Raw genomic sequence first — 23,934 nt, forward strand, 5'->3', positions numbered from 1 at the left:
CGGCGTTTCGCACAGTTATCCACAAGTTGTCCACATGTGTGAAAGCGGAGGATGAGGCCGCGCGGAGCGATTGTCAAATGAGAGTCTTCGCGCGCAGCAAACGACGAACCCCACGGCGCGGGGCCGTGGGGTTCGAGGGGTGTCAACGCCCTGCTCTACCGAGCTGGGTGGTGATCTCAGAGACCTGGTTGTAGATCGAACGACGCTCCTTCATGAGGTCGCTGATCTTCTTGTAGGCGTACATGACGGTCGTATGGTCGCGGTTGCCGAAGAGCTGACCGATCTTCGGCAACGAGAGGTTCGTGCGCTCCCGGCACAGATACATAGCGATCTGCCGAGCGGTCGCGATCGCCTGCGAACGGCTCGATCCGTAGAGGTCGTCGACCGACAGCTTGAAGTACTGCGCCGTGGCCGTGATGATGTCCGTCGGCGAGATGACGTTGGTGTCGTCCTGGTCGACGATGTCTCGCAGCACCTGCTGTGCCAGTGACATGTCGAGCGTCGACCGGTTGAGGCTGGCGAAGGCCGAGACGCGGATGAGGGCGCCCTCGAGCTCGCGGATGTTGCTGGAGACGACGGTCGCGATGTACTCCATGACCTCCGGCGGGATCTGGAGCCGCTCGTTCTGCGCCTTCTTGCGGAGGATGGCGATGCGGGTCTCGAGGTCAGGAGCCTGAACATCGGTGATCAGACCCCACTCGAACCGGCTCCGCATCCGATCCTCGAAGCCGGTGAGGTGCTTGGGCGGGACGTCGCTGGTGATCACGACCTGCTTGTCGTGATCGTGGAGGGTGTTGAAGGTGTGGAAGAAGGCTTCCTGTGTCTCGGCGCGGCCCTGGAGGAACTGGATGTCGTCGATCAGGAGGATGTCGACGTCGCGGTAGCGCGCCTGGAACGCGGAGCCTCGGTTGTTGGCGATGGAGTTGATGAAGTCGTTCGTGAACTCTTCGCTCGAGACGTAGCGCACGCGGATACCGGGATACAGGCTCAGGGCGTAGTCGCCGATGGCGTGCAGCAGGTGCGTCTTTCCGAGTCCCGAGTCGCCGTAGATGAACAGCGGGTTGTACGCCTTGGCGGGTGCTTCCGCGACGGCGACCGCCGCCGCGTGGGCGAAGCGGTTCGACTGGCCGATGACGAACCGGTCGAAGGTGTACTTCGGGTTCAGACGAGTGTCTGCCCGAGCGGATGCGGGATCCGCGGGCTCGGCCGCCGGCGCGGGTGCGGCGACGGGCTGCTCGATGACCATCGTCTGCACCGGTACCTCCGCCGTGAGGTGCGCATCGATCAGCTCCGGATTGACGACGACTCTGAAGCCGGTGACCTCGTTCGTCGACGCCTGCGCGAGGGCTTCGAGGATCATCGGACGAAGCCGCTTGTTGAGCTGTGCGGCGGTGAGGTCATTGGGGACGTCGAGGTACAGGAACCCCGACATCACGCCCTGGGCGAGTGCCAGGTTGAGAAACCCGTGCATCTGCGGCGAGACTCGGGCGTCGGCGCCCAGGATCTCGAGAGCCGCCGACCACACCGGGACGTCGGGAGTGTCTTGCGCGGTCATGGTCCCCTTCTTGGCCCGGCGAGAACGCGCCGGTGCGCGACACCTGTGGATAACTGCGCGAGCCACGCTAGTCAGCGAGGCTCCAGAGAGCAAACTCCGGCGTCGTTCCGGGGGTGTGTCGATTCAGGGTGTCGGGGACAGCGCTGTGGATAATGGCGGGTTGAGCTGCGCGGTTTGAGTTCTGGGGGTTCGCGCCTTAGTCTTAGTCGGTTGACTTATGCCCTCGAGGCAGTCCCCGACCACGTCTGAAGGCTTCGCCTTCGGGTGGCAACCGTTTCCCGGAGAGATCCCATGAGCAAGCGTACGTTCCAGCCCAACAACCGCCGTCGCGCCAAGAAGCACGGCTTCCGCGCTCGCATGCGCACCCGCGCCGGCCGCGCCATCCTTTCGGCACGCCGCGCCAAGGGCCGCACCGAGCTCTCGGCCTGATCCTTCCGTTGCTCTCGCGGCCGAACCGACTGACCGACGGCGCCGAGTACAAGGCTGTCGTCCGTCGCGGCGTGCGATGTTCCGGTCCCCACACGGTCACGTACGTGGTGGCATCCGGTGACGATCGTGCCGCACGGTTCGGATTCATCGTGAGCAAGAAGGTCGGCACGGCGGTCGCTCGCAATCGCGTCCGCCGGCGACTCAAAGCAATCTGCGCGTCCGCGCTCCCGACAGTGGTCAGGGGCGCGGACGTTGTCGTGCGCGTTCTGCCCGGTGGAGCAGATGCCTCCTTCGCGGAGCTCGACGCAGAAGTGAAGCGATGCCTCGCCCGGAGGGCGTCGTGAGCACCTCGACGCTGCCGATGGCGTCCGTCGGCGAGGCGACGATGCCGGAGCACGGCTGGGTCCGCGCGATTCCGCTGCTCCCGCGCAACCTCATGCTCGGTCTTCTCCATGGTTACCGTGCGACGATCTCGCATACGTACGGCGACGTCTGCAAGTACTACCCGTCCTGCTCCGCCTACGCGGTGGGGGCGGTTCAGCAGCACGGTGCGGTGAAGGGCGCGGCGCTGACTGCCGCTCGGATCGCGCGGTGCCACCCCTGGGCCGAGGGCGGGATCGATGATCCGCCTGCCCACGCGAACTTCTCCCACGCACTGACCCGGCACGGATTCGTCGTGCCACTGAGAAAGGACTGATCCCCGTGGATCTGGTACTTGCGACCGCGACGCAATCATCGGGCGGCTTCGACCTGATCGGGACGATCCTGTGGCCGCTCAAGTGGGTCGTCGAGCTGGTGCTCGTGGCCTGGCACGCGATCTGGACGTTCGTCGGCCTGCCCGCGGACTCGGGTCTGGCCTGGGTTCTGTCGATCGTCGGCCTCGTGATCGTCGTGCGCGCGGCTCTCATCCCGCTCTTCGTCAAGCAGATCAAGAGTCAGCGCAAGATGATGGAGATCGCTCCAGAGCTGCGCAAGGTGCAGGAGAAGTACCGCGGTAAGCGCGACCAGCTCTCTCGCGAGGCGATGAGCCGCGAGACGATGGCGCTGTACAAGAAGCACGGGACGACGCCGATCTCCGGTTGCCTGCCTCTTCTCGTGCAGATGCCGATCTTCTTCTCCCTCTACAGCGTGCTGAACGATGTCGCGAAGCACGCCACGCTCGGCGTCGGCGGTGTCGGACTTCTGGATCCGAATCTGACGGCGCAGTTCTACAACGCCAATCTCTTCGGTGCGTCGCTGCACGACAACCTGGTCGGCGCGTGGGGCCGTCCGGACGGCACCGTCACGGTCGTCATCCTGCTGGTTCTTGTCGTCCTGATGATCGCGTCGCAGTTCTTCACGCAGCTGCAGATCATCTCGAAGAATCTCTCGCCCGAGGCCAAGACGGGTCAGGCGTACCAGATGCAGCGCATCATGCTCTACATCCTGCCGTTGGCCTTCGTCTTCTCCGGCATCTTCTTCCCGCTCGGCGTCGTCGTGTACTGGTTCATCAGCAACATCTGGACGATGGTGCAGCAGTTCCTCGTCATTCGAAACCTGCCGACGCCCGGCTCCGAGGCCGCGAAGGCTCGCGAGGAGCGTCTCGCGCGCCGCGGGAAGGCCATCGACAGCAGCGGCAAGGTCGTTCCCATGGAGAAGTACCAGGCCGAGCAGCAGCGTCTCCTCGAGGAGGCGGAGCGCAAGCGCGCCGCCGCTCCCAAGCGTCAGCAGCCCGTCGGGAAGCAGCGCGCGAAGAAGCAGGCCGGCAAGCAGCCGCCCGCCGCCAAGAGCGGCACCTCCGATTCCGAACCGTCCAGCTGAGGAACCCGCCATGACCTCTGATCTCTCCCCCACCGCGACCGACTCGGTCGAGCAGCTCGAGCAGGAGGGCGACGTCGCCGCCGACTTCCTGGAGGGTCTGCTCGATATCGCTGACATCGGCGGCGACCTGGCGCTGGATGTTCGTAACGACCGCGCGTACGTGTCCATCGAATCGGATGGTGACGACTCGCTTCGCGTGCTGGCGGACCCGGACACGGTCAGCGCTCTTCAGGATCTGACCCGCCTCGCTGTGCAGAACCGCACCGGTCGGTTCTCGCGCCTCATCCTCGATGTCAGTGGTTCGCGCGACGCGCGGCGCCGAGAGCTCGAGGCGCTTGTCGACCGCGCTGCTTCGCGACTGGAGGACGGCGCATCTCAGGCCTCGCTTCCCGCGATGTCGAGCTACGAGCGCAAGGTGGTGCACGACATCGCGGCCGAGCGCGGCCTGGTGTCCGAGTCCTATGGCGAGGGCGCTCAGCGTCATACGGTGCTTCGGCGCGCGTGAGTGTTTCACGTGAAACATTGATGGACGATCTCGAGCAGGAGCCGGATACGGCGGCCGCGATCTTCGGTGACGGGATCGATCGCGCCCGCGCATTCACGCGGAACCTGGCGAAGGAAGGCGAGTTGCGCGGGCTCATCGGTCCGCTGGAGCTGCCACGGCTGTGGACACGCCACATTCTGAACAGTGCGGTCATGGCACCGCTCGTTCCGGCGGGTCGGATCGGAGATGTCGGGTCCGGCGCGGGGTTGCCAGGGATCGTGGGAGCGATCGCCCGACCTGATGTCGAGTGGGTGCTGATCGAGCCGATGGAGCGACGCACCCAGTGGTTGCAGGAGCAGGTGGATGACCTCGCGTTGCGCAATGTGGAGGTGTTCCGCGGTCGGTCGCAGGATTGGACGCATGGAGCGGTTCTCGATGCCGTGACCGCCCGCGCGGTGAGCGCCTTGCGCACCCTTCTTCCGATCACGGCACCACTCGTCCGTGATGGTGGAGAGCTGATTCTCCTCAAGGGGGCTGCGGCTGACGCAGAGATCGAGAAGGCGGTAAAGCAGGCCCGTTCTCACCGCGTGGTCGATCTGCGTGTAGAGGTCGTCGGTGAAGGCATCCTGGAAACGCCGACCCGCGTCGTCCGCGGACGGATACAGCGTTCCTGACGCGATGTTTCACGTGAAACATCGCGCCGTGGCTGTCGATGCTGACGATTAGAGTGGACAGAGTTCGATGCTGGCGAAAGGCGAAGTGTTTCACGTGAAACAATCCGACGACACCGCGACGGACTTCGGTGACGACACCCCTCTTGCCCGCGAACTCGCGGACTTGCGCGCGCGACGGCGTGCGCTCGAGGACTCCACCGTAACCCTGCCGACCGGGACACGCACGCTGACCGTGTCGAATCAGAAGGGCGGCGTCGGTAAGACGACGACCACCGTCAATCTGGCGGCCGCGCTGGCCAGCGTCGGCGCTCGTGTGCTGGTGATCGATCTCGATCCGCAAGGCAACGCATCCACCGCTCTGGGTGTGCCGCATACCGCCGACATCCCGAGCGTCTACGACGTGCTGATCGACGAGTTTCCTCTCGCCGACATCATTCAGACGAGCCCCGAGTCTCCGCTGCTGACCTGCGCCCCGAGCACCATTCACCTCGCGGGCGCAGAGATCGAGCTCGTCTCGCAGGTTGCGCGCGAACATCGACTGCGTCGGGCGCTCGAGGAGTATCTCGCCACGGCCGAAGAGACGCCGCACGTCGTTCTCATCGACTGCCCGCCCTCACTCGGGCTGCTCACCATCAACGCTTTCACGGCGGCGGACGAGGTTCTCATCCCCATCCAGTGCGAGTACTACGCTCTCGAGGGTCTGAGCCAGTTGCTCGGCAGCGTTCAGATGATCCAGAAGCACTTGAATCCGCCGCTTCATGTTTCCTCCATCCTGCTGACGATGTACGACGGGCGCACCCGGCTCGCGCAGCAGGTGGCCGAGGAAGTGCGCGCGCACTTCCCGAAAGAAGTGCTGAACACGGTGATCCCGCGCTCGGTGCGCGTGTCCGAAGCACCGAGTTTCGGTCAGACCGTCATCGCCTACGACGGCCAGTCGGCGGGCGCGGTCGCCTACCGAGAAGCCGCCGTCGAACTGCTGGCACGCGAAGCCGATGAGGCTGCCTCGACCACGAACGAAGGAGAACACTGATGGCCAAGCGAACGGGACTCGGTCGAGGAATCGGCGCTCTCATTCCGACGTCGGAGGCGTCGGAGGCGCGTCCGGTCGACGTGTTCTTCCCCGGTGCCTCCGCACCGAAGTCGGATGCGGCGAAGGAAGAAGCTCCCCAGGAGGAGCTTCTGGCCGTCCCGGGTGCGCGCCTGATCCAGGTGGATCCCCACGCCATCGTCCCGAACCCTCGTCAGCCCCGGACGAACTTCGACCCCGACGACCTCGCGGAGCTGGTGCACTCCGTGCGCGAGTTCGGCGTTCTCCAGCCGGTCGTCGTGCGCGATACGGGAGACGGCACGTACGAACTGATCATGGGGGAGCGGCGTACCCGCGCCGCACGCGAAGCGGGCCTGGAGACCATCCCCGCCATCCTCCGCGAGACGGCGGATGAGGATCTGCTTCGGGATGCGCTGCTCGAGAACCTTCACCGCTCACAGCTGAACCCACTCGAGGAGGCGTCCGCCTACCAACAGCTGCTGGAAGACTTCGGCATCACCCAGGAGCAGCTCGCCACACGCATCGGACGCTCGCGCCCTCAGATCTCCAACACCATCAGGCTGCTGCGCCTGCCGGTGCCGGTGCAGCAGCGCGTCGCCGCCGGTGTCCTGTCCGCGGGCCATGCCCGCGCGATCCTCTCCGTCGAGGACGGCGAAAGCATGCAGCGCCTCGCGGACAAGATCGTGAACGAGGATCTCTCCGTCCGTGCGGCTGAGGCCGCGGCCAAGGGTGCCGCCGCGGTGAAGCGCCCAGCGCCGAAGGCGGGCGCGCGTCGCGCACATCTCGATGAGATCGCGGAGCGCTTGGGTGATCGCCTCAACACGCGCGTGAAGATCTCCATCTCTGCACGAAAAGGCCAGATCGCGATAGATTTCGCAACCATTCAGGATTTGAATCGCATCCTCAGCGAACTCGGCGAAGAAGAGCTCGGCACTTCGCGCTGATCGGAGCGCAGAATCGCTCCTGACGAACCGAAATCGGTCGGTTTGTCGCGTCTCGACTCTGCGTTTCGACTCGCTTCGCTCGCTCCACGATCGGTAGGGGCTGTGTGGTCGTTGAGCGAGGAGCGCAGCGACGAGACGAAACGGTGGCGACCCCGGTCGTTGAGCGAGGAGCGCAGCGACGAGACGAAACGAAGCGCTCGGGGCCCCGACGCGCCGAGCGAAACGTAGGCTGGAATCATGACCTCCGAATCCCCACGCCGTCGAGCGAGTCTCGAGTTGCTGCGGGCGGAAGCGGCGGACGAACTGGCGGCGCTCATCCACGAGCGACTTCGCGAGGGGGAGGATCCGTGGGACTTCATGGAGGACCTCCCCACGGTCGATGAACTGGTCGTGTTCCTCCTGCGTGCAGAGAACATCGCCGAAGCCGGCGGCAGCAAGCCGTCCGAAGCACGTCACTACCGTGTGCTCCGTCAGATCGCGCTGGACTATCCGCCGCTGACCCGCGCCGTCTGGCGTCTCCTCGGCGAGACGAACACCTCACGTCGCTGGGACGCCACCGTCCGCCCCGAAGCGTCCTGAACAGAACAGAGAAAGGCCCCCGGAGAATCTCCGGGGGCCTTTCTCTGTGAGGGGAGGGTCAGCCGATGAAGGCGGCCAGATCCTGTTCGAGAGCGAACTTCGGCTTCGCGCCGATGATCGTGGTCTTCACCTCGCCACCCTGGAACACCTTCATCGCCGGGATGGAGGTGATCTGGTACTTGATCGCGAGATCGGGGTTCTCGTCCACGTTGAGCTTGAGGACCGTGATCTTCTCGGGGTTCTCCGCCTGGATCTCATCGAGAACCGGGGCCACCATCCGACACGGGCCACACCACTCCGCCCAGAAGTCCACCAGGACAGGACCGTCTGCTTCGAGGACGTCCTGGTTCCAGGTGCTCGAGCTGGTCGCCTTCGCGCTCATTGTCATTTCCCTTCGTAAGTCTTACTCGTACCGAACACCCGACGGGGTCCGGATGTTCCCTCAGACGACCGGCAGACCCTCGATCTGGTCAGCGTCGGACTGCGGCGCGCCCGCCTCGTCGAGCGCCGCGAGGAAGTGCTCCGCGTCCAGAGCGGCGATGGTTCCGGATGCTGCGGCGGTGACCGCCTGGCGGTAGGTCGGGTCGATCACGTCGCCGGCGGCGAAGACGCCGGGCACCGAGGTGCGCGAGGAGCGACCGTCGACCCAGATCGTGCCCTCGGGGGTCAGGTCGAGCTGGCCGTGGACGAGCTTCGTGCGCGGGTCGTTGCCGATCGCGACGAACACACCCTGCAGGTCGAGCTCGCGCGTCGATCCATCGACCGTGTCCTTCAGGACCACACCGCTGACCGCTTCGTCGCCGAGGATGTCGACGACCTCGCTGTTCCAGACGAATTCGATCTTGTCGTTCGCCATCGCGCGCTCCTGCATGATCTTGGAGGCGCGAAGCTCGTCGCGACGGTGGATGACGTAGACCTTCGTCGCGAAGCGCGTGAGGAACGTGGCCTCCTCCATCGCGGAGTCGCCGCCACCGACCACGGCGATCGTGCGCTCACGGAAGAAGAAGCCGTCACAGGTCGCACACCACGACACACCGCGTCCGGAGAGGTGCTCTTCCTTCGGCAGGCCGATCTTGCGGTAGGCAGAACCCGTCGCGAAGATCACGGCGGCGGCCTCCTCGACCGCGCCCGATCCCAGCTGCACACGCTTGACGGGACCTGTCAGGTCGAGCTCGGTGACGTCCTGGTAGAGGATCTCGGCGCCGAACTTGCGCGCCTGCTCCTCCATCTTCGTCATGAGCTCGGGGCCCTGGATGCCCTCGGGGAAGCCGGGGAAGTTCTCCACCTCGGTGGTGTTCATGAGCTCACCGCCGACCTCGACGGAGCTGGCGATGACCAGCGGCTTGAGGTTGGCCCGGGCCGCGTAGATGGCGGCGGTGTAGCCCGCGGGGCCGGAGCCGATGATGATGAGCTGACGCACGTGCGTTCTCCCTCGTGGTTTCAAAGTGCTCAACATATGGTATCCGCGGGACATTCCCGCGGTCCGTTTGTCAGCGTCTGGAAAGGATGCGGCGAAGCGGTCGCAGCGCCGGGGCGAGCTCAGGGGTGCGCAGTGCCGCGAGCACGCCCAGGTAGACGACGAGGGTGGCGGCCCCGATGATGGCGGTGCCGATGGCGCCGTAGACCTTGTCGGAGGTCGTCCATCCGGTGTCGCCGCCCAGAAGAAGGTAGACCCCCCATCCGGCTGCGGCAGCGGGGATTGCAGCGATCGTGTACCGCCCGATCGCCGCGAACCACGATCGGATGCCGAGCGAACCGATGCGTCGGCGCAGCAGGACGGCGGCGAGTACGGCCTGCACGGTGATGGCGATCGACTGTCCCAGAGCCACCGCGGCCGCGAGCCAGGGGGTGGGCGCGAGCCACGCGGCCGCCAATGCGGTGACGATGACGAGGACGGCCTGGACAGTGGTGAACACGAACGGGGTGCGCGTGTCGTCGTACGCGTAGAACGTGCGCTGCAGCACGAAGAGCACCGACAGCGGCAGCAGGCTCACGAGGTAGGCGATGAGCACAGGGGCGAGCTCGGCCGCATCCGCCGCGTTGTTCACGATGATGCGGGATGCGGGGACGGACGCCACCACGAGAGCAGCCGTCGCCACGACGATCAGCAGGCTGATGATGCGGATGCTGCGCGACACGTCGCCGCGCACCTCGTCGTCGCGGCCGGCCGAGGCGTGCTCGCTGATCTGCGTGAAGTACGGCGTTCCGATCGAGAGGACGATCACCGAGTAGGGGAGCATGAAGATGAGCCACGCGGTCTGGGTGGCGAGCGTCGAGGCACCGTCGCCGGTCGCCTCGGAGATCACTCGACTCTGGATGAGGCCGGCGATCTGGCCGACGACGACCATTGCCGCGGTCCAGCCGGCGAGACGGCCCATGTTCCGAAATCCGAGCCCGCGCCAGTGGAAGTCGGGGCGTAGCCGGAGCCCCGTGCGTCGCCACGAGACGAGCAGGATCAACGCCTGCACCGCGATGCCGAAGGTGGCGGTGCCCCCCAGGGCGGCGATGGAGGCGGCGCTCCAGTCCGAGACCGCGGAACGATCTCCGCCGATGACGAGCATCAGCAGCAGGAACCCGGCGATGGAGATGACGTTGTTGAGCACCGGTGCCCAGGTGAACGGTCCGAAGATGCGCCGGGCGTTGAGCGTCTCTCCGAGGAGCGAGTACAGACCGTAGAAGAAGATCTGCGGCAGGCACCAGTAGGCGAACGCGGTGGCCAGGGCGTGCTGTTCGGGGGTGTAGGCGGGGGCGTACAGAGTGATGAGCACGGGCGCGAGCAGCATCGCGACGGCCGTGACGGCGAGCAGGACCACGATCCCCGCGGTGAACAGGGCGGAGATGAAGTGCTGGCCCCGATCCTCCCTCGCGCTCGCGCGGACGATCTGCGGCACGATGACTGCCGTGAGCACACCCGCCGAGATGATGGCGTAGACGTTGTTCGGCAGCTGGTTGGCCTGCGCGAAAGCATCTCCCGCCCGGGATGACATCGTGCCCAGGACGGCGACCAGCACGATGGTGCGGATGAGTCCGGTGAGGCGGGAGACGAGCGTTCCCGCTCCCAGCAGCACGCTCGCCCGGCCCAGACCGCTCACGCGTTCTCCTCGATGTCCTCGTCGGTGCGCGCCGCATCCGCCTTGTCTCGTCTGCGGCGGCGGATGGTGCGGACGATGCCGATCGTGAGGAAGCCCGTGGCCAGCACGACCAGCACGACCAGACCTATTCCCTCCCAGTCCGCGCGCACGTTGACGTCGACCGTCTGCGTCTGTCCGATGGGCACGTACGCGGGACTGCGCAGGCTGAGATCGATCTTGACGTCCCCGTTGCCGATCCGTGCGTTCACGGGCACCTCGACGAGCGTGTTGGCGGCCGCGGCGGCGACCACGGCGTTCTCACGTTCGACGTCGACGCGCAGATCATCCGGGGTGGCGACGAGGACGACGTTCACCGGATAGGGCAGATCGTTGCGCACCCAGAAGCGCAGATTGGTTCCCGCGGTGAGCAGGTTCAGCGCGGTCGATGGCACGATCGACACCGAGTCGAGCGTCGTGGTGGTGGCCTCCGCGTGTGCGTCGACGGCGCTCTGCCACCCCGACGGATCGCTGAGCCATGCACCGCCCAGCACCTGGAGGATGGCGGCGCGCTCACGGCCGGTCAGCAACGACGGGTCGTCGAGGATCGTGGCGAAGCTGTCGATCTGTGCCGCACCGGCGAGCATGCTCGTCAGCGCTGCCGGGCGCGCCGGGTCGACCGCGCCCGCCGAGACCTCAATGTCGGTCGGGGAGGCGCCGAGCACGCTCGACAGCCCCACCGCTGTCATGCCCGTGGTCGCCGCGGAGATCGCTCCGCGCAGGCCCTGCGGGTCGCGCGTGGCCGATCGTCCCAGGGTGACGAGAACGGGGGAGCCCTGCGCCGAGGCCGACGCGAACGTCAGATGCGCGGCCGCGGCCGCGGCATCCGCTGCACGCGTGGTGGGTTCGGTGGCGGTGGATGCGGCCTGCAGTGCGGCGGACGCGCCGGCCGACGCGACGAGCAGCTCTCCGCCGCCGGTTCGCGCGTGCGAGGGGGATGCTGCCGACACCTGCGTGCTGTCGACGATCGTGAGCGCGTCCGGCGTCGCCGCGGTGAGCCATCCGACGAGCTCCGGTGAGGCCGTGCCCGACGGCGGCCAGTAGATCGTCGTTCCTGCGTCGGCACCCACGTCCAGGAGCGCCTCGAGGGTCGGGGGCGTGGACGCGGATTGCTGCTGGTCCGTCGGCGCCGGTGTGGGAGCGACCGGCTGCGCCTTCAGATCCACGTACGCGTTCAACGACGTCGGCGCGAGCGGTGCGCCGAGCCCCGCCGCGAACTGCGTGCTCACGTCGGCGTCGCCGTACTGCAGTGCGAACCGCGAGTTCGGCAGGTCCATGAGCCGCTGCAGCCATGCCCGGGCGGACTCCGGAGCGGACGTTCCGCGCGCCCGGATCGAGGCCACGATCGCGGGGTCGACCGCGAGGATCGCCGAGGTTCCCGCGACGGCATCCAGTTGTGCCGTGAGTGCGCCGTCGGATGCGGTGAGGGAGGCCAACTGATCGGTCGACAGCATCCCCGCCGTCAGGGCCGGAGCCGTGACGGGCACGACGACCGCGACGGTACCCGAGGGGCCGGTACCGATCGTGACCACGGAGCGTGCCGTCTTGCCCGCGAGGCTGACCCACAGGGGATATACCCCCGCGCCGCGACCCGCGAGCGCGGGGTCGTCGGCCGCGACGATCACGCTCGCCGAGCTCGATTGCCCGGGTGGGGTCTCCTCGACCGCGCTGGATCCGACGACGCGCCCCGCCGGGGCATCGGCCGACCCCGACAGCCAGGCGTCGAGAGCCGCGGACCCGTCCAGCGGTGCATCTCCGAGCATCAGTTCCGCCGTCGACGCCGGAGTTCGTGAAGCCGTGCTGTTCTCGAGCGAGACGAGGGCCGTGAGCGCCTCGCCCACCGCCAGCACCCCGCCGGACAGCGGTGCCACGGAGACGTCGACGGTCCCGGTCGAAGAGGGCGAGGGGGTCGGGGTGGCGGCCGCTGCGGGAGCGGCGATCCCCAGGACGATCGCGACGGCGATGAGCGGCGCGAGCAGAAGTCGTCGCCGCCGGAACGCGGGGGTGCCCGTGCGGGCCGAAGTCGGAATCATTCGTAGCTGAGCAGGCTCCTGTGCGGAGAGTCCGCAGGGTCGGGAGCGAGTCTACGGGCCCCGGCCTGGGATTCACCGAGCGCACGCCCGGGTTGAATGGACTCATGCACACCGCCATCGCCCACCGCCTCGCCGACGATCTGCGCGCTGCCGGCTTCACGACCGAGGCTCTTCGCTCGCTCATCGGCGAGGACGCGGAGTCGGCGCTCGCGCGGGCTGTCGCCGTGCCGGCCCGACGGGCCCTCGCGCGGCATCCGCACGATGCCGTCGCCGTGCTCGCGCGCCTGTTCGTGCTGGGGGACGTCGTCGACGCCGCATCCGTCGCTGCGGCACTGCCCGGCACGGGACTCGAGGATGCGGAACGGCTCGGCGTCATCGAGCGGCGTGGTCAGGATGCGGCGCCCACGGTGGCGGTGCGCCCGCACGTCTTCGCCGACGGCGGCGAGGGGTGGATCGCGAGCGATCTGGACGAGCTGGCAGGCGTGTTCCCGTTGCGTCCGGACCATGTGCTCGGCGTCGGGGGTGCGGGTCGGACGCTCGTCTCACTGCTGCCGGCGGTCGGAAGCGGGCGCGCTCTCGACCTCGGATGCGGCTGCGGGCTGGTGGCGTTCGAGCTGCATCGGAGGGGTTTCGACGTCGTCGCGACCGACATCTCGCCGCGCGCGCTGTGGTTCACGAAGCTGGGCGCGGCGCTCAACCACCTGGAGGGCATCGACGTCCGCGAGGGCAGTCTGTACGAGCCCGTCGGCGACGAGAGCTTCGAGCTGATCGCATCGAACCCGCCGTTCGTCATCACCCCGCGTGCCGGCGGCGTGCCCGCCTACGAGTACCGCGACGGCGGCAGGGCAGGGGACGAACTCATGCGCGAGGTCGTGACCGGCGCCTCATCCCATCTCGTCGACGGAGGCCGGGCGATCATGCTGGGCAACTGGGAGGAGCGCGACTCTCTCGCCGGGTTGGAGCGGGTACGCGCGTGGACGGAGGGCGTCGGCGCGTGGGTGATCGAGCGCGAACAGCTCGATCCGGCCCGGTACGCAGAGCTCTGGGTGCGCGATGGCGGCACGAGGCCCGGCAGCGAGGAGCATGAGGCGCTGATCGGCGCCTGGCTCGACGATTTCGAGACCCGCGGCGTCGAGGGCGTGGGGCTGGGGTGGGTGCAGCTCATGCGCGGCTCGAGGCTGCGCCGCTTCGAGAGAGTGGCGCAGGCGGTCGACACCGCCGTGCTCGCCGCGCACACCGCCGCGGTGTGGCGGGCGGCGGCGTGGCTGGATCGCGCCGACGACATGCTGCTCGCGGCATCCGTGCTGCGCGTGTCCACCGACGTCACGGAGGCGCGGCATCACCTTCCCGGTGCGGAGGCGCCGAGCGTGATCGAGCTGCGACAGGGAGGCGGCCTCGCGCGCACGGTGTCCGCCGATCCGGCGCTCGCCGCACTCGTGGGAGCGAGCGACGGGGAACTGCCCGTGGGCGTGCTCATCGACGCGATCGCCGATCTGCTCGAGGTCGATGCCGCAGCACTCCGTGCGGACCTGCTTCCGCGGGTTCGCGAGCTCGTGCTGACCGGGATGCTGGAAGTGCCGCACGACGTGGCCGATTAGGCTCTTTGCATGCTCAATATGGCCGAGGGTCTCGCGCGGCTGGGCACTCTCGCCTCCTCACCCGTCGTCGTCGTGCTCGCCGACGCCTTCACCGCTGCGGGGCGCGAGCTCGCCGTCGTCGGCGGCCCGGTGCGCGATGCGCTGCTGGGTCGCACGACACACGACCTGGACTTCACGACGGATGCGGACCCCGACGAGATCCTGCGCATCGTCACGCCGATCTCGACCGCGCAGTGGGACATCGGCCGGGCGTTCGGCACGATCGGCGCCCGCATCCGCGGCGAGCAGGTGGAGATCACCACCTACCGCGCCGACGCCTACGACGGCGAGACGCGCAAGCCGGTCGTCGCGTTCGGCGACTCGCTCGAGTCCGATCTCGTCCGCCGCGACTTCACCGTCAACGCGATGGCGCTGCGGGTGCCCGGACCGCAGCTGGTCGATCCGCACGGCGGCATCGAGGACCTCGTCGCGGGTGTGCTGCGCACCCCCGCCGATGCGCGGATCAGCTTCGGCGACGACCCCCTGCGGATGCTTCGTGCGGCGCGCTTCTCGTCGCAGCTCGGTTTCACGGTCGACGCCGACGCGGTCGCGGCGATCACCGAGCTGCGTGAGACGCTGCGGATCGTGAGCCCGGAGCGCATCCAGAGCGAGCTCGTGCGTCTCCTGCAGACCGACGATCCGGTCCGCGGCCTGCGGCTGCTGGTGGAGACGGGGCTGATCGACCAGTTCCTTCCGGAGGTGCCGGCGCTGCGTCTCGAGGTCGACGAGCACCACCACCACAAGGACGTCTACGAGCACTCGCTCACCGTGCTCCGGCAGGCGATCGAACTCGAGCGCACCCGACACCCGGACACCGCGCCCGACGTGCCGCTGCGGCTCGCGGCCCTTCTGCACGACATCGGCAAGCCCGCGACGCGCCGGCTCGAGCCGGGCGGTGCGGTCACCTTCCACCACCACGACGTGAAGGGGTCGCGGATGGCGCGCAAGCGCCTGCGCGAGTTGCGGTTCGATTCGGCGACGATCGACTCCGTCGCCCTGCTGATCGAGCTGCATCTGCGCTTCTTCGGCTACGCCGAGGGCGCATGGACGGATGCGGCGGTGCGCCGCTATGTGCGCGATGCCGGCGACGAGCTGGAGCGGCTCCACATCCTGACCCGGGCCGACGTGACCACGCGCAACAAGCGCAAGGCGACGCGGCTGCGTCTGGCATACGACGACATCGAGCGGCGCATCGACGAGCTTCGGGCCCAGGAGGAGCTGGACGCCATCCGTCCGGAGCTCGACGGCAACGAGATCCAGCGCATCCTCGGCATCTCACCCGGCCGAGAGGTGGGCGAGGCGTACCGATTCCTCCTCGATCTGCGGCTGGATGAGGGCGTGCTGGGGCCCGAGGAGAGCGAGCGCCGTCTGCGCGACTGGTGGGCCGCGCGCGGCTGACCCGTCGCGGCGGGCGTGTGGCCGCGGCGGGTGCGTTGCCGCATCCGCTGACGTGGCCGCATCCGCTCAACAGGAGATATCCGCCCGTCAGGACGATCTGACGTGAATCGTCCTGACGGGCGGAGATCTCCGGCGGGAGGGATGCGGCGGGTCAGACCGTGGCGGACGCGGCCTCTGCGATGGCACGACCGCCCTCGCGCGCGGCCTCCTCGGCGGCGGACTTTATGTCGGCGGCGACCTCGGAGAACTGATCGAGCGCGGGGTTCACGCCCACGAGGGTGAAGGAGCGCTGCACGACGCGCAGATCGAGGCGCCAGACGTCTTCGAGCACGCGACGGAGCCACGCGGTGGAGTGATCCCAGCCCTCCTTGGGCGTGCCGGCGTCGTAGTTGCCGCCGAGCACCGTGACCAGCACGGCGGGCTTGCCGCGCAGCGCCGTGCCCTGCGGGTCGATGCGCGGGTCGGTGTAGGCCAGGTCGAACCAGGTCTTCGCGTGCTGCGAGACGCCGTAGTTGTAGAGGGGGATCGTCAGCAGGAGCGCGTCGGCGTCGATGAGCTCGTCGGCGAGACGCGTCGCCAGGGCGAGGGCCTCGCGCTGCTCGGCGGTGCGGTCGGCTTCGGGGAGGTTCCTGCCGGTGACCGCTGCCGCCCATGCGGTGGCGGGGATCGGTTCGGCAGACAGGTCGCGGCGGACGACGGTCTGGTCGGTGTGCGTGGCGAGCCACTCGGTCTCGACGATGTCGCCGAGGGCGCGGCTGGCGGAGGTGGGGGAAGGATGCTCGCATCCAGACGGAAGAGGGACATAATGCTCCAATCGACCTAGCGGCTATGAAAAAGAGAGTGACTACGTGTACGCTAGCACGACTAGACTGAGGGGCGTGGCCGGAGACCAGCACGATGAGCGTCAGTGCGACGCCGCCGTCTCGCGCGCCTTCTCTGTTCTCGGCAAGCGCTGGAACGGCATGATCCTCGACGTTCTGGGCGAGGGGGCGTTGTCGTTCGTGGGATTGCGCCGGGCCGTCACCGGCATCAGCGACGCCGTGCTCTCGGATCGTCTCGTCGAGCTCGCCGATGCCGGGCTGGTCGTCCGTGAGGTGGATGCGGGCCCGCCGGTCGCGGTCTCCTACACGCTGACGGATGCCGGGGCTCGCCTCGTGCCGATCCTCGCCCAGCTGGGTGCCTGGGCCGACGGCAACCTCTCCGCCTCCCGCTGACCCCGCCCCCCACGCCCTCCGCACCCGCCGGTGCGCCTACCCCGGCTTCCTCCGGGTGCGCCTGCCCGTGGTTCGCCCGGTGCGGTGCGCATGTCCGCCTCCCGCCAGTGCGCACGCCCGCTGTCAGCATGTCCCACTTCCCGCAGGGCATGTCCCACTTGGCGCAAGAATCGGGGCCCGAAACTGCGGAAAGTGGGACATGGTCGTCGATGACCCGCACACACCCTTGTTCCCCGTCATAGATCGACGGGAAGACGTCGATCTATGACAGGGGAACAGGGGTGGTGGGACCTCGGGAGGGAGGCCCTCGGCGCCGGAAGGGACCCGGGGCGGGAGGCTTCTCAGTCGCGGGGCGAGGAGTCGAGGGCCTCGCGCACCAGGTGACTGATGTCGATGCTCACGATCCGCGCGGGTCCCGCGGGGGCCGGCGGCGGAGCCGCAGGTGCGTCGCCGTTGGCGGACGCATCCGGACGTCCCTGCCCGATCATGCTCACGGCGTCACCTCCGTCTCGGGAGCGGGCTCGGGAACCGGTGCCGTGTCCGTCCCGGTGCTGGCCCCGAGCGTCGGACTCGGTTCCGGGGTCGAGGCGTCATCCGACTCCGGCTGCGCCGGCACCGCGGGAACCTGGGCGAACGGCTCCTTCGGCTCGATCGGGATCGCCGAGTTCACATCCCACGAGCTGACTCCGACCGACTCGCGCAGCGGGAACACGTTCCACAGCGGGGAGCGCCCGGTGCCCTGGTAGGCGGACGTGACCGGACCGCCGCCGCCGAGGAAGTACTCGTCCCACCACCATCCGTTCGCGAGCCCCTCGCTGCCCACGGTCGTCAACGGTGTGCCCTGATCGGTGTACAGCTGGACGTCCGTGATCGGGTTGCCCGCGGCGTCGTACGCGAAGATGTTGCGCACACGCTGGCCGTCGAGCACGAGACCGGGCTGGCTCGTGTCGGCCGGGTACGCGTAGGCGTACGCAGCCTGTGCGGCGAAGTACTGCGGCAGGACGGTCGGCGCCGCGATGAGAGCGATCGCCGCCACGATGCTCGCCACGACGTTGAGCGCCCCGCGGAGACCCCGCACCCAGCGATGCGGCAGCCACATCCCGCGACCCCACTGGATGCTGACGAGCACCAGGGCGGCGAGGACGACCCACGCCACGACGTTCGCGGGCACGTAGTTCGCGCCGCCGGTGAACGGCACGGTCAAGAACACCAGCAAGAGGTAGAACGCCACCCCGCGTGCGATCCACCAGACCGGACGCAGCGACACGAGCAGGTCCAGCGTCGCCGATCCGAGCCGGGAGGCGCGGATGCGGGTCGCCGCCGCCCGCCGGACGCGTTCCAGCCGCTCGCGCACCGGCACCTTCACGGCCCGACCGGCGCTGCGCTCGGGAAGTCCCGCGGCCGCACGGAGCTCCGCGGCGTAGGTCGCGGCATCCGGCAGGGAGAATGCCTCGCCGCTGTCCTCGGCCTGCTCGGACAGGTCTGCCTCGAGACCGTCCATCAGGTCGTCGACCTCCTCGGCGGGTAGATCGTTCAGCTCCGCACGCACGGCGGCGGCGAAGGCCGGGATGTCGACCCGGGGCTCAGTCGTGGCGTTCATCGTCCTTCTCCGATCGTGCGCAGCGCGGCGGGTTTACGAGAGGCGTCGAGCAGCGTGCTGAGCGCGAGCGAGAACGAGGCCCAGTCCTCGCGCTGCGCATCGAGGGCCGCGCGCCCCTGCGGATTGATGGCGTAGTACTTGCGGTGCGGACCGCCATCAGAGGGCACCACGTAGCTCGAGAGCGAGCCGGCGCTGTAGAGCCGGCGAAGCGTGCCGTAGACGGATGCGTCTCCCACCTCTCCGAGGCCGGCGTCGCGCAGGCGACGCACGATGTCGTACCCGTAGGCGTCCTCGTGCTGGACGACCGCGAGCACGGCGGCATCCAGCACCCCCTTCAACAGCTGCGTGGTGTCCATCCGCGCCCCTCTCTCGTCTGCGAAGCAAGGTACCACGCACTGCACAGTAGTGCGAGCAGTACGGTACCGTGTGTCGCACAACCGCCCTGTCGTCTCCTGCGCGGCGTGCCTACACTGAAGCCACCTGATCACCGTCGATCGGAGTCGTTGTGCCCTCGCCCTGGTCCCTGCGTCGCGAGGCGTCGGCCGAGAGCTCGCGCCTGCTCATCGAGCGCGCGCACGAGGAGTTCGTCGGCGGCAACGCGCAGGATCCACGGGTCAGGGCCGTGCGCGGTCTGGTCCGCGAGAGCTGGCAACGCTCGGCCCGCAACCTGGTCGGCGTGGAGGCCGTGCCTCCCCTGGATCTCATCTCGGACGAACTCGACGAGTACCGCCGCACGCATCCCCTCGCGAGCGTCATGGACATGATCCGCCAGCTGCTGCTGCCGGGCGACGAGGACGAGTCGGGCGTCGTCGTCGCGGTGGGGGATGCGGCGGGCCGCCTGCTGTGGGTCGAGGGCGATCGCCGCATCCGCGACCTCACCGGCGATATGGGCTTCGTCGCGGGGGCGAACTGGTCGGAGGACGCCGTGGGCACCTCGGCGCCGGGCACGGCCCTCGCGCTCGAGCGCTCCGTGCAGATCCGCGGAGCCGAGCACTTCAACCGGCTCGTCCAGCCGTGGTCCTGCACGGCGGCGCCGGTGCGCGACCCCGAGAGCCGGCGCGTGCTCGGTGTCATCGATGTGACCGGTGGCGCCGAGGCCACGACGCCGCAGGCGCAGCTGCTCGTCGACGCGACCGCGCGGGCGATCGAGGGGGAGCTGCTGGTGGCCAGGCTGCGGGCGCGCGCCGAGCCGGCCGCGAAGAGCCACTCGACACGGCGCACGCGCGGGGCGGCCGAACATGCCACGCTCCGCGTGCTCGGGCGCGACCTCGCCGTGCTCGACGTCGTGGACGACCGGGGCGCCACCGTGACCGAGTTGAGCGCGCGGCACGCGGAGATCCTGCTCATGCTGGCGGTGCACCAGCAGGGACTCTCCGCGGAGCGACTGGCCGCCCTGGTGTACGGCGAGAGCGCGCCCGTGGAGACCCTGCGCCCCGAGATGGTGCGCCTACGCCGGGTGCTCGACGCGGTGGCCCCCGCGCTGATCCCCGCATCCCGGCCCTACCGGCTCACGAGCGCCCTGCAGACCGACGCCGACCACGTCGTGTCGCTGCTCGATCGCGGCGCGCACCGTGTGGCCCTCACGGCGTATCGCGGCCCCGTGCTGCCGGACTCCCGCGCGCCCGGTGTGGAGGAGCTCCGGCAGAGCGTGCAGGCCGCCCTGCGCGAATCCCTCCTCGCCGGGGCGGGGCTCGACGTGCTGCTGGCCTATGTCGACACCGACGAGGGACGAGAGGATGCGGACGCGCTGCGGCTCTGCCTCGAGATGCTCGCCCCGCGCTCGCCGCGGCGCGCGCCGATCGTCGCGCGCCTGGAGCAGCTCGGCGCGTAGTCGTCCCGACGCGCAACCCGATGCAACCCGGGCGCGCTTACGGTGTCGGGCAACGAGCGCGGCGTGGATGCCGCCTCCGTCCTGATCGTCGAAGGAGATGACATGACCATCGTTGAAGACGGCGTCTCGAGCGTCTACGCCGCCCCCGGATCCCGTGGATCGGTCGCCGAGTATCGCAGCCGCTACGGCCACTACATCGGCGGCGAGTTCGTCGAGCCGATCAAGGGCCAGTACTTCGAGAACATCACCCCCGTCACGGGTAAGCCGTTCTGCGAGGTCGGCCGCGGCACGAGCGAGGACATCGATCGCGCCGTGGATGTGGCATGGCAGGCGTTCGAGAAGCTGGAAGAAGACGACACCCGCCGACCGCGCCGTCATCCTCAACAAGATCGCCGACCGCATCGAGGCGAACCTCGAGAAGATCGCCGTCGCCGAGACGTGGGAGAACGGCAAGCCGGTGCGCGAGACGCTCGCCGCCGACATCCCGCTCGCCGTCGACCACTTCCGGTACTTCGCGGGGGTCCTGCGGGCGCAGGAGGGCTCGCTCAGCCAGATCGACGAGGACACCGTCGCGTACCACTTCCACGAGCCGCTGGGCGTGGTGGGCCAGATCATCCCGTGGAACTTCCCCATCCTCATGGCCACCTGGAAGCTCGCGCCCGCCCTCGCCGCCGGCAACTGCGTCGTGCTCAAGCCCGCCGAGCAGACACCGGCATCCATCCTCTTCCTCTTCGATCTCATCGGCGACCTGCTGCCGGCCGGCGTCGTGAACATCGTCAACGGGTTCGGCATCGAGGCGGGGGCACCGCTGGCGCAGCACAAGCGCATCCGCAAGGTCGCGTTCACGGGTGAGACCACGACGGGCCGGCTCATCATGCAGTACGCCTCGCAGAACCTCATCCCGGTCACGCTGGAGCTCGGCGGCAAGAGCGCGAACATCTTCTTCGAGGATGTGGCCCGCGACCGCGACGCGTACTACGACAAGGCACTGGAGGGGTTCACGTTCTTCGCCCTGAACCAGGGTGAGGTCTGCACATGCCCGAGCCGTGCCCTTATCCAGCGTTCGATCTACGAGGAGTTCCTCGGCGACGGCCTGGAGCGCGTCGGCAAGATCGTGCAGGGCAATCCGCTGGATCCGGCGACCATGATCGGCGCGCAGGCCTCGAACGACCAGCTCGAGAAGATCCTGTCGTACATCGAGATCGGCAAGGTAGAGGGCGCGAAGCTGCTCGCGGGAGGAGAGCGTGTCGACCTCGGCGGCGATCTGTCGGAGGGCTACTACGTGGCGCCCACGGTGTTCGAGGGCCAGAACAGCATGCGCATCTTCCAGGAGGAGATCTTCGGCCCGGTCGTCTCGGTCACCAGCTTCGAAGACTTCGACGACGCCATCCACACCGCCAACGACACCCTCTACGGGCTCGGCGCCGGGGTCTGGAGCCGTTCGGCCGACACGATGTACCGCGCCGGGCGCGGCATCGAGGCCGGGCGCGTGTGGACGAACACGTACCACCAGTACCCGGCGCACGCCGCCTTCGGCGGCTACAAGCAGTCGGGCATCGGACGCGAGAACCACCTGAAGATGCTCGATCACTACCAGCAGACGAAGAACCTGCTCGTCTCCTACGCCGAAGGGCCGATGGGCTTCTTCTGAGTCGGGCCCACCCGCGCGGGTGCATGTCCCACTTCGCGCAGGCTGGCCGCATCCGTGTCCCACTTTCTGCAGAAATCAGGGGTGAAACCTGCGGGAAGTGGGACACGGGATGCGGGAAGTGGGACATGCAGGGAAGGGGAGAGGGATGGATGAGACGCCCATCGAGCCGGCGGCGGAGCGCGTCGCGGTGACGGATGCGGCCGCATCCCTGCTGGTGAAGCTGACCGCGCAACACGGGCCGCTCATGTTCCACCAGTCCGGCGGATGCTGCGACGGCTCCGCACCCATGTGCTACCCCGTCGGCATGTTCCTCACCGGACCGAGCGACGTGCGACTCGGCGCGCTGCGCGTCGCCGACCTCGCGCCGATCGAGGTCTTCATGTCCGAGTCGCAGTTCGAGTACTGGAAGTACACGCACCTGACGATCGACGCGGTGCCGGGGCGCGGTGCCGGATTCAGCGTGGAGGCGCCGACGGGCATGCGGTTCCTCATCCGCTCTCGGATGCTGGAGCCCGCCGAACTCGAAGCCTTCGGCCTCGCGGCGAGGTGATCAGACGCTCACGCGCTCGCGCGTGGGTGCGGGCGCGACGACGATCTCGGGGTCGGGATCGCGGCGGAAGATGATCTTGAAGATCGGGAAGAACACGGCGCAGGAGATGAGGGCGTTGATCAGCATCGTGACGACGTCGGCCAGCGTCTCGCCGGTCGCTCCCATCGCCCACACCGTGATGAACAGGTCGTACACCGGCGCCTTGTAGAAGCCCTGCAGTGCGGCGGCGCCGAACGTGATCACGACGTAGGCGAGCGTGTACCAGAGCGCCGCCCACCACGGGTTGCTGTTGGACTTGAAGGTGATGTTGCGCTGCGCGAAGAAGTTCACGACCTGCGCGATCGCGAGCGTGAGCTGGACGGCGAGGAAGTAGGCGAGCCCGCCCCCGCCCGCCGGCAGAGCGCCGGCCGCGTAGTCGAAGATGAAGTAGTCCGAGCCGACGGGCAGTGCCTGGAAGCCGGTGTCGACGAGCGGCGTGAGGGCGAAGACGGCCTTCAACACGGGCATCAGCACGAGCTGGAGCACGGTCATACCGACGTTGAGCAGCGAGAACACGATCAGCTGCGCCCACGTGGGGCGGGCGTCGGCGAAACGGGTCCATCCCCGTCGGATTCCTGCGAACATCCGTGACTCCTTCCGAGGGCTCCGCCGCGCACCTGCATCCCGGTCCCGCGCGACGAAGCCGCAGGGAGTCCATCAGGCGGGGGAGGCTTTGACGTCCACGGGCGCAGAATCTGTCGGTTCCGCCGCACGAACGGTCACCGACGACAACGACGAAGGGATGCGACCCCGGCGGGCCGCATCCCTTCGTCGTGTGGAGCGCGAGACTCAGGCGCAGAGCTTCGTGAGCTCGTCGGATGCCGTCTTCAGGCGCTCGCTCGAGGCCTGCACGTCATCGTTGATCTTGGTGAGCTCGTCGATCTTGGAGGGGTCGGAGCCCGCGGCGGCGAGAGCCGACATCGACTCACCGATCGTCTTGTACTCGTCCGAGACCGCCTGCAGCGGCTTCTTCACGTCGGCGTTCGTGATCTCGGCAAGGGCGTCGTCGAGCCCTTTCTGGACCGTCTCGAACAGATCGGTCGTGGCCTCGCTGTCGCCCGAGGCCGCTGCCGACATCGACTCGCTCAGCTTGCTCTGGGCGTCGCTGAGCTTGTCCTGGGCGATGGAGCACGCCTCCTGGACGGACTGGGACGAGGCGCCGGCGTCTCCGCCGCCGTTGGCGCCGCCCGCGCAACCGGCGAGGGCGAGAAGGGCGATGGCCGAAAGGGCGAGGGGGGCGAGTTTGCGCATGAGGTTCCTCCGTGTGCTGCGTGTGCGGACGTGGGTCCGCCTCCGTCACGGAAGACGCCCCCGCTCCTCACGCTAAGCGGCGGCCCCCG

25 protein-coding genes and 1 pseudogene are annotated in these 23,934 nt (G+C 68.4%); 15 read left to right on the forward strand and 11 right to left on the reverse strand.

Annotated features, from left to right (window positions below):
- Positions 1-142: 142 nt before the first annotated feature.
- Positions 143-1,555: a chromosomal replication initiator protein DnaA gene (gene dnaA, locus AC1VNH_RS10800; protein ID WP_483111355.1), complete on the reverse strand. Its 1,413-nt coding sequence runs from the start codon at positions 1,553-1,555 to the stop codon at positions 143-145.
- 291 nt (positions 1,556-1,846) lie between these two features.
- Here dnaA and rpmH point away from each other — a divergent pair, with 291 nt between their 5' ends.
- The 9 genes from rpmH to AC1VNH_RS10845 all read left to right on the forward strand — a co-directional run bounded on the left by rpmH (position 1,847) and on the right by AC1VNH_RS10845 (position 7,513).
- Complete coding sequence (gene rpmH, locus AC1VNH_RS10805) at positions 1,847-1,984, forward strand: 50S ribosomal protein L34 (protein WP_022879826.1); 138 nt, start codon at positions 1,847-1,849, stop codon at positions 1,982-1,984.
- Between the two features lie 71 nt (positions 1,985-2,055).
- Positions 2,056-2,328 carry a ribonuclease P protein component gene (gene rnpA, locus AC1VNH_RS10810; protein WP_460739875.1) on the forward strand — a complete coding sequence of 91 codons (273 nt, stop codon included), beginning with the start codon at positions 2,056-2,058 and terminating at the stop codon, positions 2,326-2,328.
- A complete protein-coding gene (gene yidD, locus AC1VNH_RS10815) occupies positions 2,304-2,681 on the forward strand; it encodes a membrane protein insertion efficiency factor YidD (RefSeq protein WP_483111356.1) in 378 nt (125 codons plus the stop codon). Before rnpA ends, yidD begins: the two co-directional genes overlap by 25 nt.
- 5 nt (positions 2,682-2,686) lie before the next feature.
- Positions 2,687-3,784 carry a membrane protein insertase YidC gene (gene yidC / locus AC1VNH_RS10820; protein WP_483111357.1) on the forward strand — a complete coding sequence of 366 codons (1,098 nt, stop codon included), beginning with the start codon at positions 2,687-2,689 and terminating at the stop codon, positions 3,782-3,784.
- Between the two features lie 10 nt (positions 3,785-3,794).
- Positions 3,795-4,289 (forward strand): Jag family protein, encoded by a 495-nt coding sequence (locus tag AC1VNH_RS10825; protein WP_344226949.1) that lies wholly within the window; start codon positions 3,795-3,797, stop codon positions 4,287-4,289.
- Between the two features lie 20 nt (positions 4,290-4,309).
- Complete coding sequence (gene rsmG, locus AC1VNH_RS10830; protein WP_483111359.1) at positions 4,310-4,942, forward strand: 16S rRNA (guanine(527)-N(7))-methyltransferase RsmG; 633 nt, start codon at positions 4,310-4,312, stop codon at positions 4,940-4,942.
- Positions 4,943-5,027: 85 nt separating this feature from the next.
- Positions 5,028-5,972, forward strand: a complete 945-nt coding sequence (locus tag AC1VNH_RS10835) for a ParA family protein (protein WP_483111360.1) — start codon at positions 5,028-5,030, stop codon at positions 5,970-5,972.
- A complete protein-coding gene (locus AC1VNH_RS10840; protein ID WP_483111362.1) occupies positions 5,972-6,934 on the forward strand; it encodes a ParB/RepB/Spo0J family partition protein in 963 nt (320 codons plus the stop codon). The genes AC1VNH_RS10835 and AC1VNH_RS10840 overlap by 1 nt, the downstream gene beginning before the upstream one ends.
- A gap of 237 nt (positions 6,935-7,171) precedes the next feature.
- Positions 7,172-7,513 (forward strand): tryptophan synthase subunit alpha, encoded by a 342-nt coding sequence (locus AC1VNH_RS10845; RefSeq protein ID WP_309734142.1) that lies wholly within the window; start codon positions 7,172-7,174, stop codon positions 7,511-7,513.
- 58 nt (positions 7,514-7,571) lie between these two features.
- Here AC1VNH_RS10845 and trxA read toward each other — a convergent pair whose 3' ends face one another.
- From trxA to AC1VNH_RS10865, 4 genes are all read right to left on the reverse strand, one after another.
- Positions 7,572-7,895 carry a thioredoxin gene (gene trxA, locus AC1VNH_RS10850; protein ID WP_483111364.1) on the reverse strand — a complete coding sequence of 108 codons (324 nt, stop codon included), beginning with the start codon at positions 7,893-7,895 and terminating at the stop codon, positions 7,572-7,574.
- Positions 7,896-7,955: 60 nt separating this feature from the next.
- A complete protein-coding gene (gene trxB / locus AC1VNH_RS10855) occupies positions 7,956-8,933 on the reverse strand; it encodes a thioredoxin-disulfide reductase (RefSeq protein ID WP_483111366.1) in 978 nt (325 codons plus the stop codon).
- A gap of 70 nt (positions 8,934-9,003) precedes the next feature.
- Positions 9,004-10,605: a murein biosynthesis integral membrane protein MurJ gene (gene murJ, locus AC1VNH_RS10860; protein ID WP_483111367.1), complete on the reverse strand. Its 1,602-nt coding sequence runs from the start codon at positions 10,603-10,605 to the stop codon at positions 9,004-9,006.
- Positions 10,602-12,674: a DUF6049 family protein gene (locus AC1VNH_RS10865; protein ID WP_483111368.1), complete on the reverse strand. Its 2,073-nt coding sequence runs from the start codon at positions 12,672-12,674 to the stop codon at positions 10,602-10,604. Before AC1VNH_RS10865 ends, murJ begins: the two co-directional genes overlap by 4 nt.
- Positions 12,675-12,778: 104 nt before the next feature.
- Between AC1VNH_RS10865 and AC1VNH_RS10870 the strand changes: the two genes are divergently transcribed.
- Entirely contained in the window at positions 12,779-14,272 is a 1,494-nt protein-coding gene (locus tag AC1VNH_RS10870; RefSeq protein WP_483111369.1) for a DUF7059 domain-containing protein, read from the forward strand.
- A gap of 9 nt (positions 14,273-14,281) precedes the next feature.
- Positions 14,282-15,709 (forward strand): CCA tRNA nucleotidyltransferase, encoded by a 1,428-nt coding sequence (locus tag AC1VNH_RS10875; protein ID WP_483111370.1) that lies wholly within the window; start codon positions 14,282-14,284, stop codon positions 15,707-15,709.
- Positions 15,710-15,860: 151 nt separating this feature from the next.
- Here AC1VNH_RS10875 and AC1VNH_RS10880 read toward each other — a convergent pair whose 3' ends face one another.
- Positions 15,861-16,523: an FMN-dependent NADH-azoreductase gene (locus AC1VNH_RS10880; RefSeq protein ID WP_483111371.1), complete on the reverse strand. Its 663-nt coding sequence runs from the start codon at positions 16,521-16,523 to the stop codon at positions 15,861-15,863.
- A gap of 64 nt (positions 16,524-16,587) precedes the next feature.
- Between AC1VNH_RS10880 and AC1VNH_RS10885 the strand changes: the two genes are divergently transcribed.
- Complete coding sequence (locus tag AC1VNH_RS10885) at positions 16,588-16,923, forward strand: winged helix-turn-helix transcriptional regulator (RefSeq protein WP_344226972.1); 336 nt, start codon at positions 16,588-16,590, stop codon at positions 16,921-16,923.
- A gap of 341 nt (positions 16,924-17,264) precedes the next feature.
- On the opposite strand, the gene AC1VNH_RS10890 is transcribed toward AC1VNH_RS10885, so the two are convergent.
- The 3 genes from AC1VNH_RS10890 to AC1VNH_RS10900 are packed head-to-tail and all read right to left on the reverse strand — an operon-like array spanning position 17,265 to position 18,879.
- Entirely contained in the window at positions 17,265-17,417 is a 153-nt protein-coding gene (locus AC1VNH_RS10890; RefSeq protein WP_483111372.1) for a hypothetical protein, read from the reverse strand.
- The gene (locus AC1VNH_RS10895; protein WP_483111374.1) at positions 17,414-18,523 is read right to left on the reverse strand and encodes a hypothetical protein; all 1,110 of its coding nucleotides are present in this window, start codon (positions 18,521-18,523) and stop codon (positions 17,414-17,416) included. Before AC1VNH_RS10895 ends, AC1VNH_RS10890 begins: the two co-directional genes overlap by 4 nt.
- Positions 18,520-18,879, reverse strand: coding sequence for a PadR family transcriptional regulator (locus AC1VNH_RS10900; protein ID WP_320433625.1), 360 nt, complete (start codon positions 18,877-18,879; stop codon positions 18,520-18,522). Before AC1VNH_RS10900 ends, AC1VNH_RS10895 begins: the two co-directional genes overlap by 4 nt.
- Positions 18,880-19,028: 149 nt before the next feature.
- Between AC1VNH_RS10900 and AC1VNH_RS10905 the strand changes: the two genes are divergently transcribed.
- The 3 genes and pseudogenes from AC1VNH_RS10905 (at position 19,029) to AC1VNH_RS10915 (ending at position 22,555) form a co-directional block, all read left to right on the forward strand.
- Positions 19,029-20,354: a GAF domain-containing protein gene (locus AC1VNH_RS10905; RefSeq protein WP_483111376.1), complete on the forward strand. Its 1,326-nt coding sequence runs from the start codon at positions 19,029-19,031 to the stop codon at positions 20,352-20,354.
- Positions 20,355-20,456: 102 nt separating this feature from the next.
- A pseudogene (gene exaC / locus AC1VNH_RS10910) lies at positions 20,457-22,005 on the forward strand (acetaldehyde dehydrogenase ExaC).
- 145 nt (positions 22,006-22,150) lie between these two features.
- Entirely contained in the window at positions 22,151-22,555 is a 405-nt protein-coding gene (locus AC1VNH_RS10915; protein WP_483111378.1) for a DUF779 domain-containing protein, read from the forward strand.
- On the opposite strand, the gene AC1VNH_RS10920 is transcribed toward AC1VNH_RS10915, so the two are convergent.
- Together AC1VNH_RS10920 and AC1VNH_RS10925 are read right to left on the reverse strand one after the other, a co-directional pair.
- Positions 22,556-23,179 carry a hypothetical protein gene (locus tag AC1VNH_RS10920; protein WP_483111379.1) on the reverse strand — a complete coding sequence of 208 codons (624 nt, stop codon included), beginning with the start codon at positions 23,177-23,179 and terminating at the stop codon, positions 22,556-22,558.
- A 204-nt stretch (positions 23,180-23,383) separates the two neighbouring features.
- Positions 23,384-23,845, reverse strand: coding sequence for a BAR domain-containing protein (locus AC1VNH_RS10925; protein ID WP_137418529.1), 462 nt, complete (start codon positions 23,843-23,845; stop codon positions 23,384-23,386).
- Between the last annotated feature and the right edge of the window lie 89 nt (positions 23,846-23,934).

It is taken from the genome of Microbacterium sp. KU4F, from assembly GCF_056868075.1.